The 16,590-nt window shown below is 58.3% G+C and carries 15 protein-coding genes; 4 read left to right on the top strand and 11 right to left on the bottom strand.

The genetic code is table 11. The annotated features are described in order from the left end of the window. Positions 1-279: 279 nt before the first annotated feature. From BG57_RS12155 to BG57_RS12125, 7 genes are all read right to left on the bottom strand, one after another. Positions 280-1,137, bottom strand: coding sequence for a D-psicose 3-epimerase (locus tag BG57_RS12155; RefSeq protein WP_035963344.1), 858 nt, complete (start codon positions 1,135-1,137; stop codon positions 280-282). Positions 1,138-1,310: 173 nt separating this feature from the next. Next, positions 1,311-2,852, bottom strand: a complete 1,542-nt coding sequence (locus BG57_RS12150) for a sugar ABC transporter ATP-binding protein (RefSeq protein ID WP_052005756.1) — start codon at positions 2,850-2,852, stop codon at positions 1,311-1,313. 58 nt (positions 2,853-2,910) lie between these two features. Further along, positions 2,911-3,870 (bottom strand): sugar-binding protein, encoded by a 960-nt coding sequence (locus tag BG57_RS12145; protein WP_152562574.1) that lies wholly within the window; start codon positions 3,868-3,870, stop codon positions 2,911-2,913. 21 nt (positions 3,871-3,891) lie between these two features. Beyond that, positions 3,892-4,896, bottom strand: a complete 1,005-nt coding sequence (locus BG57_RS12140; protein WP_035963543.1) for an ABC transporter permease — start codon at positions 4,894-4,896, stop codon at positions 3,892-3,894. A 190-nt stretch (positions 4,897-5,086) separates the two neighbouring features. Then, on the bottom strand, positions 5,087-6,370 hold the full coding sequence (locus BG57_RS12135) for a D-tagatose-bisphosphate aldolase, class II, non-catalytic subunit (RefSeq protein WP_052005754.1): 1,284 nt from the start codon (positions 6,368-6,370) through the stop codon (positions 5,087-5,089). After that, the gene (locus BG57_RS12130) at positions 6,363-7,349 is read right to left on the bottom strand and encodes a tagatose kinase (RefSeq protein ID WP_052005753.1); all 987 of its coding nucleotides are present in this window, start codon (positions 7,347-7,349) and stop codon (positions 6,363-6,365) included. The genes BG57_RS12135 and BG57_RS12130 overlap by 8 nt, the downstream gene beginning before the upstream one ends. Positions 7,350-7,509: 160 nt before the next feature. Next, positions 7,510-8,349: a DeoR/GlpR family DNA-binding transcription regulator gene (locus BG57_RS12125; protein ID WP_229754051.1), complete on the bottom strand. Its 840-nt coding sequence runs from the start codon at positions 8,347-8,349 to the stop codon at positions 7,510-7,512. A 725-nt stretch (positions 8,350-9,074) separates the two neighbouring features. Between BG57_RS12125 and BG57_RS12120 the strand changes: the two genes are divergently transcribed. Continuing rightward, positions 9,075-9,410: a hypothetical protein gene (locus tag BG57_RS12120; RefSeq protein ID WP_035963340.1), complete on the top strand. Its 336-nt coding sequence runs from the start codon at positions 9,075-9,077 to the stop codon at positions 9,408-9,410. Positions 9,411-9,416: 6 nt separating this feature from the next. Here BG57_RS12120 and BG57_RS32990 read toward each other — a convergent pair whose 3' ends face one another. Continuing rightward, positions 9,417-9,581 carry a hypothetical protein gene (locus tag BG57_RS32990; RefSeq protein ID WP_160174725.1) on the bottom strand — a complete coding sequence of 55 codons (165 nt, stop codon included), beginning with the start codon at positions 9,579-9,581 and terminating at the stop codon, positions 9,417-9,419. A 268-nt stretch (positions 9,582-9,849) separates the two neighbouring features. Here BG57_RS32990 and BG57_RS12115 point away from each other — a divergent pair, with 268 nt between their 5' ends. Continuing rightward, positions 9,850-10,584 carry a Crp/Fnr family transcriptional regulator gene (locus BG57_RS12115; protein ID WP_035963339.1) on the top strand — a complete coding sequence of 245 codons (735 nt, stop codon included), beginning with the start codon at positions 9,850-9,852 and terminating at the stop codon, positions 10,582-10,584. Between the two features lie 120 nt (positions 10,585-10,704). Here the strand turns inward: BG57_RS12115 and BG57_RS12110 are convergent, their stop codons facing one another. Further along, positions 10,705-12,162, bottom strand: coding sequence for a chemotaxis protein CheW (locus BG57_RS12110; RefSeq protein WP_035963337.1), 1,458 nt, complete (start codon positions 12,160-12,162; stop codon positions 10,705-10,707). After that, the gene (locus tag BG57_RS12105; protein WP_081850884.1) at positions 12,162-13,964 is read right to left on the bottom strand and encodes a methyl-accepting chemotaxis protein; all 1,803 of its coding nucleotides are present in this window, start codon (positions 13,962-13,964) and stop codon (positions 12,162-12,164) included. Before BG57_RS12105 ends, BG57_RS12110 begins: the two co-directional genes overlap by 1 nt. Positions 13,965-14,153: 189 nt before the next feature. Between BG57_RS12105 and BG57_RS12100 the strand changes: the two genes are divergently transcribed. Beyond that, a complete protein-coding gene (locus BG57_RS12100; protein WP_052005751.1) occupies positions 14,154-14,669 on the top strand; it encodes a GAF domain-containing protein in 516 nt (171 codons plus the stop codon). A 902-nt stretch (positions 14,670-15,571) separates the two neighbouring features. Here BG57_RS12100 and BG57_RS12090 read toward each other — a convergent pair. After that, entirely contained in the window at positions 15,572-15,874 is a 303-nt protein-coding gene (locus tag BG57_RS12090; protein ID WP_035963335.1) for a putative quinol monooxygenase, read from the bottom strand. A gap of 444 nt (positions 15,875-16,318) precedes the next feature. On the opposite strand from BG57_RS12090, the gene BG57_RS12085 reads away from it, so the two are divergent. Continuing rightward, the coding region (locus BG57_RS12085) for a DUF1211 domain-containing protein (protein WP_241482162.1) at positions 16,319-16,590 on the top strand (272 nt) is incomplete at its 3' end.

Genomic DNA, 16,590 nt, shown 5'->3' with positions numbered 1-16,590 from the left:
TGCGTCTAACAACGCGTCCCGCGTTCCCCGTGACACTCTTCGACTGCCGTGCTTAAGTTGTCGCCAGTTCCTATCGAGGATGACCGCATCACTCAATGCCTGATACATAGCTTGCCAATTTGGTCACTGCCGCGTGAGCCCGAGCGGCAAGAACGCAGCAATCAAGAACGAGGCGAGCGACAGAAGCCCCGTCGTGTCCCCGCCTGTCGCGCCCCGCTTGCATGAGAGCGGAACAGCCGCTTGTATGCACGCACCTGACAAACGGTCCCGACTCCATCCTCAGGCCAGCTTGTCACGAACAAACTGCAGCGAGCGGCGAGCGCGCTCGTCCATCTCTTCGTCCGTCGCACCGTTCGACATATCCCGCCATACGCCCACCGCGCGGCTGACCGAGCCGCCCTTGCGCATGAACGGTTCCATGACGATGGTGCCGTCATATCCGATTTCCTTCAGCGCCCCGAATATCTCATCCCACGGCAGGCGACCCTCGCCCGGCGGCAGACGGTTCGCTTCGCCCAAATGGAAATGGCCCATCTTGCCCTTGCAGGCAAGGATTGCATCGCGAAAGGAAGTCTCTTCGATATTCATGTGGAATGTGTCGAGCTGGACCTTGCACGCCGGACTGTCAACCGCGTCGGCAAAAGCAATCGCTTCCTTGGCGTCATTGCAAAGCCACTGCTCGAATCGGTTCACCACTTCCAGTGCATAAATAATGCCGTAGTCTTCAGCTACCTTGATAACACGACGGACGCCTTCGATTGCGCGGTCGACGTAAGGGCGCTTATCCCTCATGTCCAGCGGCGGAGATTGGGGCCACGCGCAGAACGTAAGGCCAGCAAAGACCGGCGCGCCAAGGAGGTGACAGTCGTCGAGCAAGCGCTTCACATATTCCGTGCCGGCATCACGAACGCTCTTGTCCGGCGACGCGAAGTCGTATTCAGACTTCAGTCCGATACAGCACATCACCGTGAGACCCAAATCATCAGCCACGGCTTTTAGCTCACGCTTCTTCGCGTCGGGAAGGTTGTGAAACTCGCCGAGCGAGATTTCCATCAAGTCGAAGCCGAGCCCCGCAATGCGCTTCGCAGTCGCTGGAAAGTCGACCATCCACTCAGTCGACCAGTAGGTGTAGAACATGCCAACTTTGTTCACGGTGAAACCCCTCTCCTAGACCATCACATGGATACGCAAGCCTCGGCGGAGACCAAGTTGAACTTAGTACACTGAATAGCTTTCTTCTAGTGTTTCTCCTCACGCGCGAATGCCGACCTTCCCTCTTCGCGCTATGCACATTTCCTTGCTCGCCGAACTCAGGACACAAATCCCGTCGGCTTGACTTCGGGGTGAGCGGGGTCAGCGTGTTCAAGCGCAGCAAGAGACATGATTCGCTCTTCCGATGCTTCGTCGAAGCCCACCTCGCCAACCAGTTTCCCGGCTCGCATGACCAGGATGCGGTCGGAGATGGTCAGAATTTCGGGCAAGTCGCTTGAAATCACGAGAATCGCCAGCCCCTCATGGGCGAGTTCTCGCATCAGCGCATAGATTTCCGCCTTCGTCGCGACGTCGACTCCCCGAGTCGGTTCATCGACGATGAGCACTCGTGGCTTGGAGGCCAGCCACTTCGCAAGTACAACCTTTTGCTGGTTGCCACCACTTAGCAGCTTCACCAATTGTTCGACGGTCGGTGTTTTAATCTTGAATCGTCCGACGTAGCTGTCAATCATCCGGGCCTCTTGCAGTGGCCGGACGACGCTTCCCTTCGATAGGCGCCCGAGTCCGAGCGCAGCAAGGGACAAGTTGCTGCCGACCGACATCCCCAAGACCAATCCTTGGTCCTTGCGGTCTTCTGGCGCCAGTGCAATGCCAAGCTTCATTGCATCGCGAGGTCTCGAAATTTTGACCGGCTTGCCCTCAATGGAGACCGTCCCGTGTTTCGGGGGTGGGGCCCCAAAAATCCCCATCGCTACTTCCGAGCGACCCGCGCCAATCAGCCCCGCGAGACCTACGATTTCACCCTGGCGCAGAGAGAATGAGACGTCGCGATAACGGTGGTCATCGCCTAATCCGTTCACCGAGAGCACGATAGGCTTGCCTGAGTGCTCCGGCCGGACACGCTTGACCTCAGCGAGGTCCCGGCCGACCATCAGGCGGACGACCTCGTCAGGCGAGGTATCGGCAAGCTTCGCGGTTCGCACATGCTTCCCATCCCGCAACACCGTCACGGCGTCACAGTTGTCGAATACCTCGCGCATCCGGTGGGAGATATACAGAATCGTGACGCCTCGGTCTCGCAACTCGTGGACAACCTTAAAAAGCGTCAGAGAATCGGCTTCGGACAAACTCGAGGTCGGCTCGTCCAGGATGAGCAAGCGCGGGTCATGAATCAGCGCTTTGCAGATTTCGATGAGCTGTTGCTGAGCGATGGTCAAATCCCCGAGACGCGTATCCGGGTCAAGGGAGATACCGAGACGCTGCATTGCTGCCGTCGCCTTACTTAACAGCGTGTTGCGGTCGACTAACACGCGCGCCATGCGTGGCTCTGTGCCGAGGAATATGTTCTCGGCGATGGTCATGTTCGGGGCTAGCATGAGCTCCTGGAACACGATAGAAATGCCTTTCTTGGCCGCGTCGCGCGTGCCAGAGAACTCGACTTGCTGACCATCGAAGATGAGCCGCCCGGAGGTCGCGGGGTGTGCCCCGGCGATGACCTGCATCAAAGTCGACTTGCCGGCACCATTCTCGCCCATGATTGCATGGACGGTGCCCGCCTCTACGCTGAAGGAGACCTCTTGCAGTGCCTTGACACCGGGATAGGTCTTGGTAATCTGCTCAACGCTCAGTAGAACGGTCATAAGGCGCTCTTCGCAGGGAAATCAGGGAACGGGGAACGCCCCGGTCCCGATGAAAGAATCACTTTCCGCCGACGAACTTGTCTACGTTGGTCGAATTGACGATGTCGACACCGGTATCAGTGCGCGGCGGAATCTTGCCCCCCTTGGAAAGCTCATCTAGTTGTTTCACCGACTCGATGCCCATCGCGAGCGGTCGCTGGCCAATCAGCGTCGTTGCATAACCCTCCTTCAGCAGTTTGACTTGTGAGGGCAACGTGTCGAACGAAACCACGACGAACTTGCCGGACTTAATATCGGCCGCCTTGTTCTTAACCGCGCGGATGTACGCCTCAGGCGCGAACATTGGCCAACCGCCCACGAAGAAGATGCCGTCGAGATTCGGATTCTTTGCAAGAATGTCCTGAATCAGTTGCACCGCCGTGCTGGAATCGTCGTTGCATGCGAAGGGCGAGCCCGAAACTTCCTTGAAGTTGCCGTTAAGCTTCGACTTGAAGCCCTTGATTCGCTCGTTCAAATTTGCGGCAGACAATCCGCCAGTCAGGACGGCGTAAGTGCCCCCCTTCGGAAGCGCTTTTGCGAATGCCTCTCCGGCGGCTTCTCCGCCCGCCTCATTGTTCGTGCCGATAAACGCGGCCCGCTTGGACTTCGGCGCGTCCGAGTCGAAGGTGACGACGGGGATATTCTTCGCGACCGCCGCGCTGATGACATTGCCGATGGAGTCCGCGTTGTTCGGCGCAATCGCGATGCCAGCAACCTTCTTGGTAATCAGGTCCCTTACGATTCGCCCTTGCTCAGCGTCATCGAGTTGCGCCGGACCCGTGAACAGGCACTCGGCACCGAGCTTCGCTGCTTCCTCCTTGCAGCCTTTCTCCGCATCGGCATAGAAAGCGACGCCGAGCGCCTTCGGCACGACGGCAAAAACCTTCTTGTCAGCTGCGTGCGATTGCGTGATGCCGAGTCCGAACAGGACGGTGGCTGCTACTGCACTAATCATGGTGCGTGTCATGGTCTTCTCCAAGGGTTGTTATGGCTACAGCGCTCAACGACGTCGCCAGACGCCTTTTCTGAGTTGGTCGATAAAGACGGCAAGCACGATGACAGAACCCACGAACACCCCTTGCCAGTAGGCGTCCGTTCCAAGCAAGACGAGACCATTGCGCAGCACCTCGAGGATGACAGTCCCGACGAACACACCAATTACGGTTCCTTCACCACCAGACAAAGCCGTTCCGCCAATAACCGCAGCTGCAATAACACTCAGCTCTTTGCCCAAGCCCTGATTGGAGATCGCGGACGACAGGTAACTCACTTCGATGATGCCCGCGACACCTGCCAGCACGGAGGACATGATGTAGACGCTCATCTTCAGGCGGTCTACATTCAAACCAGTTAGCATTGCCGCGCGTTCATTGCCACCGACTGCGTAGAGTTGGCGACCGTAGACCGTTCTCTTGAGGACGATTCCAGCAATGACTGCCAGCACAACAAAGATAATGAACGGAACCGGCAAGTCGAGGAAGTCGCCTCCGCCGAGTTGGAAGAATGGGTCACCGTCAGGTCTGAAGCCGTCGATAGCTTTGCCGCGTGTGATGATCAGAGCGAGCGCACGTGCAATGCTCATCGTGGCGAGCGTCGGAACAAACGGCAGCATCCGCAACTTTGTCACACAGAAGCCGTTGAAGAAGCCAACGGCTGCGCAAATCAGAAGGGTAAGCGCGCACGCCGGAACAACACCCATGCCCGCTTGCATCATCGCAGCAGACGCCACCGCGGCAAGACCCCACACGCTGCCGACCGAGAGGTCAATCCCGCCGGTAATCATCACTGCGGCTTGACCAAGAACGACGATGCCAATAAACGAGAGGTTGCGCGCGTCGTTGAGTAAATTGCCTTTACTGGCGAAGTCAGGCGCAAAAATCGATAGCAGCACAACCATAATGACCAGCGCACCTATGATGCCGGTCTCACGTGAATGCATTATTTGAGTGGCGAGCCCTTTCCGAGGCTTCCGCTGCTCATCGTTGGCCAACGTCACCTTTTCCATTTCCCGCCTCCAGTAAGGCCTATGCTCGCCATGCGTGGGGCAAGCTTCGTGTGCCGTAAAAAGTCTAGTTTCGAGCCGAAACCTCAACAAAGCGGGTTTTCCCTCGAAAGCTCGCCGCCTGAATCGGAACCAAGAGCCGTTACGACCGAAGCAACGACGCGAAACCGATGGTTCCGTGCGCCTACTTGAATTACGTTCTGCAAGCAGCCGCGTAGGCGCCGATGACCTCTCTGACTTTGCTGAATATCAGGCTCATCGGCGAGTCGTCGATTAACCCGCATCTGAGCTGCCTGTATTGATTGGGAAGGTACTGACTAATCAGGTTTTCGCGTATGTCGACGCGCTCGAGGTTGCCTACCAGCTTCTTCGTTGCTTCGGCGACTTCCGCATCGGCCCAGTAATACCGAACTCGGTCGCTGTAACTGAATGTCCGCAAGAGCCGCTTTTCCTGTTCGCTGCCGTGGTAATACTTCGCCCAGTTATTGGGCTTCTCTAACATGACGCGCTCGACCACCGCCCTTATATTCGACCGGGCATCCGGTGCCAGCAGTTGGTCTTCGATGTCTGCCAACGCGAAAAGCGCCTCCCGCAACGCGAAGGTCGCGCCCGGTCCGACCTTCAAAATTGCGAAGCCGTCGCGGACCATGGCCGACAGAGCCTCGGGCTTTTGATAGTCCGTGGAGTGTGCTTCGAATACCATACCGGGCAAGTCATTGAGGACTCGCGAGAGCTCGCTGACGGATGAGGAGTCATAGTCCATCACCTTAGTATGGTCGAACTCGACGCCCGGTTGAACGACGAGCCCAACGACACGCTCCCAAGCCGCGTCCAACCCACGCTTCTGCCATGCCACAGAGTGAACGGCGACCGTCTCAAGAGCCGCTTGCGGACGTGTCACCTCGACCGCGACGAGTTCTTCGGAGGCGCCACCGGGCACCGGGACTTCCGTGCCGACGATGTAGACAGGGCGTTCGCGTAGTCCGGCGCGCTCAGTTGCCGACTCTGCAACTGCGCATAACCGAGCCGCGCGTTCAGCGACTACTTCGTCCGCCAAACGCGGCGGGTCGTCGGCGCAACTCATGCTCGTGTCCAGATGAATTTTCTTGAACCCTGCTGCGGCATAGGCTTCAATCAGGGCATCGGCGCGTGCCATGGCTTCTTCCGCCGGAAGATGCCGCCACGCGTTAGGGCCCAGATGGTCCCCGCCGAGCAACAAACGTTGACGAGGAAATCCGACCTTGTCAGCGATTCCACCGACGAATCGCACGAAATCCGCCGGCCTCATGCCGGTGTAGCCGCCATATTGGTCGACCTGATTCGAAGTCGATTCGACCAACAAGGGTGAGCAGTCATCGAGAGCCTGCCTAATGCTCGCTTCGACGACCCACGGGTGAGCCGAGCAAACGGAATAGATACCGTTCAATCGCGACTCCAGTTGCGGGTCGCCCGTTAATCGCGTGACGATCTCAGCCATGGGTCACCCCGGTCTTCTCCTGGATGAACGCATCAAGTTCCGCAAGCGTTGCCGTACCCTCCATGGGTCCGCGACGAGTGACAGCCAATGCCCCAGCGGCGCATGCGTAGTTCAACGCGGCCTCGACAGAATATCCTTGCGCGCAACATGCGATATACGTACCGCCAAAGCAGTCACCGGCGCCCGTCGGGTCCACCTCGGTAACAGAAAACGCACGGATATGTCGCTCAGTCGTCCCGTCGTAGTAGCTGCATCCGTCTTTCCCACGCTTGACGACAATTTCGCTCACTCCCCTGCCGAGCAGTTCGTCAATCGCAGCCTTCTCCGAGCTAGCGTTCGCAAGGAGCATCACCTCATGACCGCTTGGGAGAAACACATCGGTGTAGTCGAGGATGAAGTCGAGCGCCTCTCGCATCTCCGGAATTCGCAGCATCTCCTTGCGGATGTTCGGGTCGAAGCTGACGGTGCCACCGTTTGCTTTCACGGTTTCGATAACCCGCTTCATGGCTTCAATGATGCGAAACGAGAAGAGAGAGGACCCCATTACGTGGAAATGACTGCAGTCCTTCAAGAGCTGCTCGCTAATCTCGTTGACAGAAAGGTGTCCCGAAGCGCTGTTGGCAATGTTGTAGATGAAGTCTCTATCGCCGTCTTCGCGATAGGTGACGAAGGCGCTTCCAGTTGTAGCCCCTTTGATGACAGATATGCCGGAGACATCGACTCCGTCCTCACGCAGAAGCTGGACGTTCAGATAGCCAAAATCGTCATCCCCGACGCAGCCGATAATCGCGCCAGGGCTTCCGCTTTTCGCCACTTGGTCGATGAATATTGCTGGAGCACCGCTCGCGTACGGTCCCACCAACGTTCCTGGCCGTCTAAACGATTGTCCAATTTCTGTTGCGAGAATCTCAACGAGGATCTCGCCCATGGTAAGGATAGAACCGGGACGATCGCCCGACTGCACTTCATTTTTCGCCATGGCTGTATTCATTAGGATAACGATATACAAGGTGCCATTCTGGACGGGTCAACCCGCCGCTGTGCGTAGCGAATGTGAGCCAGGACACACAGTCGGAGCAGTCGCAACTTGATGCGAATGACGTCATGCGCTGCGGCAAATTGCCACGATAAATTAACTGCTAAGAAACGCTGAACTCCAAGATTCCCGTGTTTCGTCTCTGTAGTTGAAGGCCTTCTCTCTCCACCATTTCCATCGTCGGTGGGTCGATACCATCGTCGATAAGGAGCGTGTCAATCTCGCTCGCGTTCGCGAACGTTTCGCCTTTGCGTCCATCGAGTACCGGCTGAAATGCAACAACCATCGTTCGCTTGGCCGCTCGTCGCGCCGCCCGGGCCACACGCGCTAAAGCCGAATCAGCAGTTAGAAGGTTGCCATAACGGTCTAAACCACATGCTTCCAGCACGCACAGGTCAATCGAGCGCCGGCCCACCGCCGCCTCAGCGTCAGGTCCGGTCATCGCCGTAGAGCCGTGTTCCAGTCGGCCACCTGTTAAGAGCACCTCGCAGTGCAGAAATCGCTGAACCGTCTTCGCGACGGAAACATCCTGAATCAGCAATGAAAGGTTCGCACGGTCTGTGAGGAAGGGAATCATCTTATGGACTATCTCCCCTACCCCTAGCATCACCGCTTCGCTGTCTCGGACGTGTTCTGCTGCAAATCGAGCAACAACCGTCTCCGATGCCTTGCGCGCGGCGGCGTCCCATGTTGGCACCAGAATGTTGTCTCCGGGCTCCTGTGCCAAATAGCGAGCCTTGCCAAGCGAGCGTAAAAGATAGCGTTGCTGTTCCAGGTAGCTCAGGTCGCTGCGGATGGTCACAACCGATACATCGAAAGCTCGGCTCAGTTCATCAACCGACACCTCGCCCCGCTTGCGAACGAGTTCGACGATTTGTAGCCGTCGCCTCAATGAACCTTTGTGATTGAGCATCCGGGCCGCTTCCGCAGGAGCTTTCGTCACGAAAAAGTCTAGTTTCGGACCGAAAGAACGTCAAAGCGAATCTCGTCATGGTTTTCCCGTGACGAGCTACGTAGCGCTCGGCGACTACTTAGCATGCAGTTGCTCCGTAGCCGTTAGAACACGAATCACCACGCGACTGACTAACGACCCGTTTTGGTCGGCTCGCCAAGCTGCGGAAGCTTGAAGCGACGATGCCACCAATGGTGGGCATTGCCTCTACAACCCAGATCGAGCCCGACTCAATGTTCGCCTCGCTCATTGTTGGCATAGGTTCGACTCATCTCGAAACTTCGGCGACAATATCGGCGACCTCCTCACCGAGTTGCCCGACGAATGCTCGATCTCGGTCTCAGTGCCTCGCGCACACGCTTGAATCGAATCGGGTGACGCATCATTCCTCGAGTGCCAACGCCGGGGCGACCGCGCAAGACTCCTGTGCGCTACGAGTACGTCGTCTGAGCATCGGAACTCGCGGACCTACTCTGCTCTGGTCGCGAGTTGGTCCAGCTTGCTGCAACTGCGCACGCGAAGCGGAGGAGCACGTCGAACGGTCTTAAGAACTTAACCTCGCGCGTGCTGAGAGAGGAATGTCTCGCAACGTGGCTTTGGGCAAGTGGGATTTGTCGACCGACGCGCAGCGCTGGATCATGACGCGAACGAGGATTCTCCTCGGCTGGTAGAGTGAGGACAGGCGAGTAACAACAGCTTGTTTTGAGGAGGCAACCATGGCTGGAGACAAGCGGATGGCAGGCGACAACGGCCTGCAGGTTCCGGAGGCCCTTCGAGCCCTCGCAGAAAGCTTAGAGCGCGCCCTTGATGCGAACCAAAGCGTGCTGATGATGCGACACACGCCTGAAGTGTGTACCGTCTACCTCGGTGACCCGTCGGGTCCACAAGAGGAGCTGCGCCGCGTCGGGTCAATTTCCACCGTGCTCGCGAACGAAATGTTAAGCCTCACCTCGTCTGGGACGAACCGCATTCAAATCGGCGACCAGCTTTACCACTTTGTCCGCAGCTTCACTCAGGTGGGTGAGAAGGCCGCTGTGGTTTTCTCCGTATGATGTGTGTTACGGCCGCCGGCGCGAGCGCTTCTTGCAATTCTCGAGATGGGTGAAGCTGAAATCAAGGAAGGCACGTTTCGCGACGTCGATGAGTTCCTGGCTTGATGAGCCGTTCGACAGTCGGCTGACCGCCGGGGCATGGATGATCTGGCTCGCCGTAGCTGCGCTCACTTGCAGCTTGAGCTCTTTTCCATGATGCCCCCGTCGCAAAATTCAAAATTCAGGCCCCGCAGGCGGCATTTTTCCGGCTTACTGCTGATTTCATCGGAGTTTGTCATACGGAAGTCAACGCGCAAACGTTAAAATCTAACGCTTGACCCGTTGACCGTCCCTTCCAGCCTGGTTCAAGCGCAGGTCCATTCAGGGACGGAACATACACTTTTCCGCGCCCCGCATCCGCGGCCACCCAGTGGTTGCGATATGAATTCACGAAATCACTATGTTGAATCTTCAGTCCGACCTCCATGGGAATGATCTATTGGGCGCACTTCCCGCTCTCGAATGGAAAACCGTCGCTTCCGATCTCGATCTGGTCGAACTGCGCGCAGGAGAACTGCTGTGCGATTCGGGCATGCGCATTCGGCATGTGTACTTCCCGGCGACCGCAGTCATCACCTTGTTACAGACCATGGAAGACGGCAACTGCTCGGAGGTGGCGGCAATCGGTCGAGAAGGAACGACAGGCGTGCCCGTATTGACCGGCGGCGACACCATCCCGGCGCGCATGCAAGTTCAGAGCGCCGGTTCCGCATATCGAATGAGCGCCGATGCCCTGCGTAAGCACTTTGGCCGCTCGGATATCCTGAGGCGCATCACGCTCTTGTACATGCAGGCGCTGCTCACACAAGTGGCCCAGACCGCTGCGTGTAGTCGCCATCACTCGGTAACCCAGCAACTGTGCCGGTGGCTTTTGATTCAGGCGGACCGCACGCGGTCCGACGCCATGCGGCTTACGCAGCAGCATATTGCCGACATGCTGGGCGTTCGTCGGGAAGCGATCAGTGAGGCTGCTGGAAAGCTGTGCGACGCAGCACTTATCCATCAGAGCCGTGGCCGCGTCAAAATCCTGGACCGCGCTGCGCTAGAGGCGCACTCCTGTGAATGCTACCGCATTGTCAAGCGCGAGTTCGAACGGATTCTGCCGCAGGTCGGTCAGCATACGGCGGTTGTATGAACTCTCGATGTAGCAGACGGCCGGCTCACAGGCTTCGTCGACAAGCATGGGCCCCGCATCGCGCGACGAAGCCCATCGATGATTTCGCCGTCTTGAATGTCTGCCGCAAGGCACTAGCGCTTAATTATCTATGGTTTCGAACCGGCTGACTACAAGCTGTGACAGGTCGACGATTCGATAGCTGGCACGCCTCCCCTCTCCCATCGTCAGGATCTCGCGCCACGTTCCGGTTTCATGATCGGCGATGCGAGATACCTCCGTCGCTTCATTCGGCCCTGACATCGTTATCACGGCATCGATGGCGAATGCGAGCGTAAGGCCATCGACACTGACTACAAGGGCTTGCTCCCATTCGGGACTGTCAACCGACCCGGTAATAACGCCGATGCGCACAAGTTCAATCAATGAATCGCGCCAATTGATAAGGCCGAGGCTGGCCTCCTCTTGCTGTCCGCGAACCTCGATACGAGGCTTGGATACTATTTCCGCAACCTGGGCGGTCCTAGCGGCCAGATGTTGACCGGCAGCCGAGAACACGATGAATGACGTCGACGCGGCAACTCGAGATAGCTCGTTAGACGCAGGTCCACCATGTCCGAGAACGGGGCGCGGCAGCCGGATCAGGCCTTCAGTCGCCGCGAGGGCCTGAGGATCGACGAGCAAAGCAGTATGTCCCTTTTCGCTCACGACAGCTCCGCTGAAAAGGTGCGCGTGGCGAAAAGCAACCGGTGATACAGGCCGTATGTCAGCGGGCCCGATGAGGAGCAGTTCCGATAGTTCGTCGACCGCAAAGCCGGCAAGGGTCGCACCATTCTCAAAGACGAGCATGTACTTGCCGCCGGACGGCTCCGAAACGGGCAAGCCGAGTACCGCCGAAAAGTCCATCACGGCAAGGTCGCCACCTGCCCAACGGGCGACACCAAGGAACGTCGAGTTGCCAGGGGTCGGCTGTTGCAGCGCTGGCATGGGGACGACCGTTCTCACACTCAGCGCGTCCACGCATAGCATGTGCTCCGCACATCGCACGATCGCGTACTGCCTGGCTTGTTGCTCCGAGCCATCATCCCGGGCGCGTCCTGCAGATCCAGACGCGCCGTGTCCCGCGGTGAACGCGCGGTGTCTCACGCGTGCGGCCATGCCCCGCGTCGCTGCATAAAGTTTGCTCACATCGGCAATGCCGATCAGCGAAAGCCCGCCGTCCATGGGAAAGAGTTGAGCGAACAAGCCGCCGTCCTCCCCGAAGTCCGATTCGAGCCGGACCACATCGCGTTCGTCGACGGTTTCCGTATTCCCGATGGCGTCGACTTCGATGCCGAAGAGCGCGTCGTCGTGGCGAAGCACGATCACATGCTTGGCGGACGCGCTCGCTGCTTCGCTTGGATTCAGCAGGCTAAAGGTGTCGAGGGTCGCGATGGCGTCGCCACGCAGGACGAAGTAGCCGCGCATCGCCGAAGGCTGCGTGGGTACCTTGTGATAGGACGTGGGCGCGTCTACCGCTTCGACAATGCAATCCGCGGGCAGCGCGAATACGGTCGCGCCTACGCGGACGAGGCCGTGGACCGATACGGGGGACGCCATTATTGCGACCGGCTGTTGAGCGCCGCGACAGTGGAACTGGATCGCGTCGCTGCCTCGCCGCCTGTCACGACCGTGAGTTCGCGAAGGAGGTCCGAGACAGTGCGAGTCGCGGTTGCTTGCTTTTCAGTGACCTGGTGAATACTGGCGATGGTTTCGGTCGTGCGATCCACACCGGCTCTGATACGGTGGAACCCGTCAGCTGCGCGTCGGGACGTGTCGCTGCCCGTCTTGACCCGTTGCACGGATTCATCGATGAGCCGGCCGATCTCGTTGGTCGCCTGCGAGCATCGCTCCGCCAATTTGCGCACCTCGCTTGCGACCACGGAGAAGCCCAAGCCATGCTCGCCCGCGCGGGCAGCCTCGATCGCGGCGTTGAACGCGAGCATGTTCGTCTGCGTCGCGATGTCACTGATGACCTTCACCACGTCGCTGATGCCGGCCGAGGAGTGCTCGATCGCTTGAATAGCCGACATGGACTCCGCGAGCGTACGTTCGCCGGTATCCGCTTCGGCCTGCGTTTCGGTGGCGACGCTAGTGGCCTCCCGGGTGTTTTGGGCAATTCCCTCGATCGACTGCGAGAGTTCCTCGATCTTCTCGCTCATTGCGATCAGATTTTCCTGCATGCGCCGCTCGCGTTCCACCTGGGCAGTGATGTCGCTTGCATACTTCACAATCTTGTACGGGCGGCCGGACTCGTCGAACACCGGGTTGTAGGTCGCTTGCAGCCACACGCGGTAGCCGTGCTTCGATACGCGCACGTAACGGCCCGCGTTGTAGTCACCGCGACTCAGCCGCGCCCAGAAATCCCGGTAGTCAGCGGTCGCGACGTCTTGCGGGTCGCAGAACATCCGATGGTGCTTTCCGACGATTTCGCGCACCGTATAACCCATGGCGTCGAGGAAGTTCTGATTCGCCCGGAGGACATTGCCCTCGAGATCGAACTCAATGACCGCATTGGCGCGATCAATTGCAGCCAGTCGGCCGTCGCTTTCCGCGACACCACGCTTGAATTCGGTGATGTCCGTTGCGAACTTGACGATCTTGATGAGGCGGCCGTCCGAGCTATAGATCGGGTTGTACGTGGCCTGAATCCACACGTCCCGGTTATGCTTCGCCACGCGCTTGTACTGGCCCGCGTCATACTCACCGCGTCCGAGCTTGTCCCAAAAGGAACGGTAAGCATCGGTCGCGACGTAGGCCGGATCGCAGAACATCCGATGGTGCTGACCCTGCGCCTCTTCGAGGCTATAGCCCATGAGTTCGAGGAATCGTTCGTTCGCGGCGAGAACGTGTCCACGCAGGTCGAACTCGACCACGGCTTGCGCACGGTCGATGGCGCGTACCTTGCCGGCGTGATCGTCCGCCACGGTGCGCGCGGCCGTGATGTCGGTCGCCACCTTGACGATCTTGTGCACGTTGCCGTTCTCGTCCATCACAGGCGTGTAGGAACCATTGATCCAGATCTTGCCACCCGCCTTGCCGATGCGTCGAAAATCGCCGTTCATCTCGCGACCGGACCCGAGCATGACCCAGAAGTCCTGGTAGCCAGCGCTGTTGGCGTACGCGGCGTCGCAAAACATGCGGTGATGTGAACCGACGACCTCATCGGCCCGGAAGCCCATGAGCGCCAGGAAATTTGCGTTGGCACGCAAGACGACGCCGTCCGGGGAGAATTCGACGACTGCTCGTTCCCTTTCCGTCGTTGCCCACAAGGACCGAAACTCTTCCAACGGTCTTTGGAATGCTCCTGCCGCGACGGTTGCATTGCGTGCGCTAGTCAAGTTTTTGGTTTCTGCGTCCATGATCTACCTGTGCTGGAGGCGCCACCGCTTATTCGGAAGCGCCATAGCATTGGTTGACGGCGTTCAAGATTCGAACTTGAATACGGAGAACGCTGAAATCTGATGCTGGAACTGAAGATCGCGCCCGTTCTGCCGACATAGCGTTGGTTGAGTGCTTTGCACCTAACTCATCCCATCCCAAAAGCGACAATGGCCGAATTTCCAGTTCTTTACAACGAAGAAGACAGACTCCGTGCGGTCGAGCAGTGCGGACTACTCGACACGCCGGACGACCCCCGATTTGATCGAATCACCCGGCTGGCGGCTTACCTCACCGACGCACCTATCGCGCTCGTTTCTTTGGTCGCCACTCACCGTCAATGGTTTAAGTCGAGGCATGGGCTAGCGACTACGGAAACACCGCGCGACATGGCGTTCTGCAACTTTGCCTTGGTCGAGCCAACCATTTTTGTCGTGGAGGACGCGACGCAAGACGAACGCTTCCGTGCCAATCCCCTCGTGACGGGCGGTCCGGGGATTCGCTTTTATGCGGGGATGGCGCTGACAGGGCTGGGTGGCCACCGTTTAGGCACTTTGTGCGTGATCGACACCATCCCTCGTCGTCTGGAACCGGTGCAGCGTCGTCTGTTTGGAGACTTGGCCGCCTGTGCATCGGATGTTCTGCGGATGGTCGAGCTGGAGCTGTCTTCCACGACACGGCAGTAGAGCTGCCGCCGACACTTTGCGGCTCGCAACGGCAGCGAGATGTCGTTCACCACCGATCCGTGTCCACGTAGTCAGGGGTACCTCAATCCGATCAGCGACCGCACTCGTCAGCGGTGTGATTGGGCCCGTCTCCTCGTCCAGCGTGATAAACGGAACTCTGTTCGACGTGCCGGGCAGATTCGCGATCGCCGACAGGTGCCTTTTACGCGCAGCCCTCGTCACGTTTGTTCGATTCAACGGTCGTCCAAACACCACCGCTTGTTCCGGGATCCGTCGAGGACTGGTCAAAGCCGCTCTATTGCTGAGGGTGATGGTGTTCGCCGGGTGTTGCATCGAGATGTGCAACATACGCGGAGACTTGGCCGCTGTCGGCGGAGAAACGAAGCTTGCCGATGACTACGTTGTATAGCGGTATCGACGGATATACGACGAACAGGGTCAGTTTGCGTCCGTCGCTCAGTTGCCATGCGGAGGTTGCCCAAAGACCACTCGGAAAGCGACGTTCAGCAGTTGAGTTTGGCACCGCAGGCACATTATGAATCATCCGACTTCGCTTGCAGCGAGGCGCTCTTCAGCAATTCGAGCAAGGTCGCTCAATTCGTAGCTGACTCGTGGCCCTTCGCCTATTGCGAAAATCGACGACGGTCGCCCGGTCTCATGTGAGCGATGTGCGTTGTTTTGGTGACGTCGTGTGGCCCTGACATGGTGAGCAAGGTTTGCCTCACAGTGAACCGCAGTGTTCCATCGCAACTCTTGAGGAAGGTGTGGAACGCCGCAATTTTCCGGCGTCGCTTCGGTGCAGCCTTTCAGACCTTTTCGACGGCCAAGTTGTTCAAGTCCTGCGACGGCACCTAGTCCCGAAGCCGAAGCCGAAGCCGAAGCCGAAGCCGAAGCCGACCAAGCTACGCTGGCAGCTTCGCCGCGAGGACATCGATGTTCATAATTTCCGGCGGTTTAGCGAAAAGATCCGCGGCCCTCGCCATCAGCGCTTCAGCTACTTTGCCCGATAGGTGGGCGTGGCGTCCCGCGTCGTCAGGGAACGCGTCGAAGATGCCGTACACCGATGGCGCGATTTTGAGGCCGAACCACGCGATGGTCGCGGGCTCTTGCTCGACGAGCGGCAATCCGCCCATCAGGAAGCTTTCGACTTCCTGCTCCTTACCCGGCTTCGCTTCGAGCCGGACGAACAACGCTGTCTTGACCATGTCAGCCTCTGTGTTGGTGCGCTTCAGATATCGACGCAAACTCGCTTATGGTTTCTTCACGAATGCGTGGCGCGCTCTAGCCGCGTCACGCTTTCAGTAAGAACAAGTTCCGCGCCAGTGTCTCGTTTGTCGACTGTGGCAATCCAAATCATGCCGCGCACGCTGCTCTGTCTTCGCGGCATGCGCACGCCGGAGTCGTTCCTCGCGGCACGGCACGCACGGAGTTTGCTGGACGATCTGCCTTACGTTCTGCCGCGGGAAGAAGCAACGGAAGCATCGAGTTGTCGTCGGCTTAGTATGACCGGTTTTGGCCGGGGTTGCTGAACATGAAAAGACTCACATGATGCTACGTGATAGGTGTGAACGACCGACGCGGAGACACATGGTGCTGAGCGCGGACTTGACCGCTTCGAGGGATTCAGGGACGCGGTATTCGCAAGCGCGTTGACCCTGCTGATCGTCGAGATCAAGGTCTCCGGATCTCCCAAGGGCGCGCTTGGCTACAGCAACCTGGTAAGCGCCATGGCGGAGCAGTGGCGCGAATATCTCACGCTCGTTCTCTGCCATATCGTGATCGAGGCCTACTGGCTGCAACACCATTATTCGGGTTGCATTTATTTCAAAATTGATCACGTGTTCGGAGTGGTCAAACTCTTGTTCCTGCTGGCGGTCGTCGTTATTCCTAATCCAATCCGCGTCTGGTGCTTCCACCTCGG

It is taken from the genome of Caballeronia grimmiae, from assembly GCF_000698555.1.
Classification (GTDB): domain Bacteria; phylum Pseudomonadota; class Gammaproteobacteria; order Burkholderiales; family Burkholderiaceae; genus Caballeronia; species Caballeronia grimmiae.
This window is presented reverse-complemented; position numbering and strand designations above follow the sequence as displayed.

Coding starts and splice junctions, on each gene's coding strand:
- BG57_RS12155 (WP_035963344.1), bottom strand. CDS start 1,137: ATGTTCTACACCTACTGGTCGACTGAGTGGATGGTCGACTTTCCAGCG.
- BG57_RS12120 (WP_035963340.1), top strand. CDS start 9,075: ATGGCTGGAGACAAGCGGATGGCAGGCGACAACGGCCTGCAGGTTCCG.
- BG57_RS12135 (WP_052005754.1), bottom strand. CDS start 6,370: ATGGCTGAGATCGTCACGCGATTAACGGGCGACCCGCAACTGGAGTCG.
- BG57_RS12140 (WP_035963543.1), bottom strand. CDS start 4,896: ATGGAAAAGGTGACGTTGGCCAACGATGAGCAGCGGAAGCCTCGGAAA.
- BG57_RS12130 (WP_052005753.1), bottom strand. CDS start 7,349: ATGGCGAAAAATGAAGTGCAGTCGGGCGATCGTCCCGGTTCTATCCTT.
- BG57_RS12100 (WP_052005751.1), top strand. CDS start 14,154: ATGGCCGAATTTCCAGTTCTTTACAACGAAGAAGACAGACTCCGTGCG.
- BG57_RS12115 (WP_035963339.1), top strand. CDS start 9,850: ATGTTGAATCTTCAGTCCGACCTCCATGGGAATGATCTATTGGGCGCA.
- BG57_RS12150 (WP_052005756.1), bottom strand. CDS start 2,852: ATGACCGTTCTACTGAGCGTTGAGCAGATTACCAAGACCTATCCCGGT.
- BG57_RS12105 (WP_081850884.1), bottom strand. CDS start 13,964: ATGGACGCAGAAACCAAAAACTTGACTAGCGCACGCAATGCAACCGTC.
- BG57_RS12090 (WP_035963335.1), bottom strand. CDS start 15,874: ATGGTCAAGACAGCGTTGTTCGTCCGGCTCGAAGCGAAGCCGGGTAAG.
- BG57_RS12110 (WP_035963337.1), bottom strand. CDS start 12,162: ATGGCGTCCCCCGTATCGGTCCACGGCCTCGTCCGCGTAGGCGCGACC.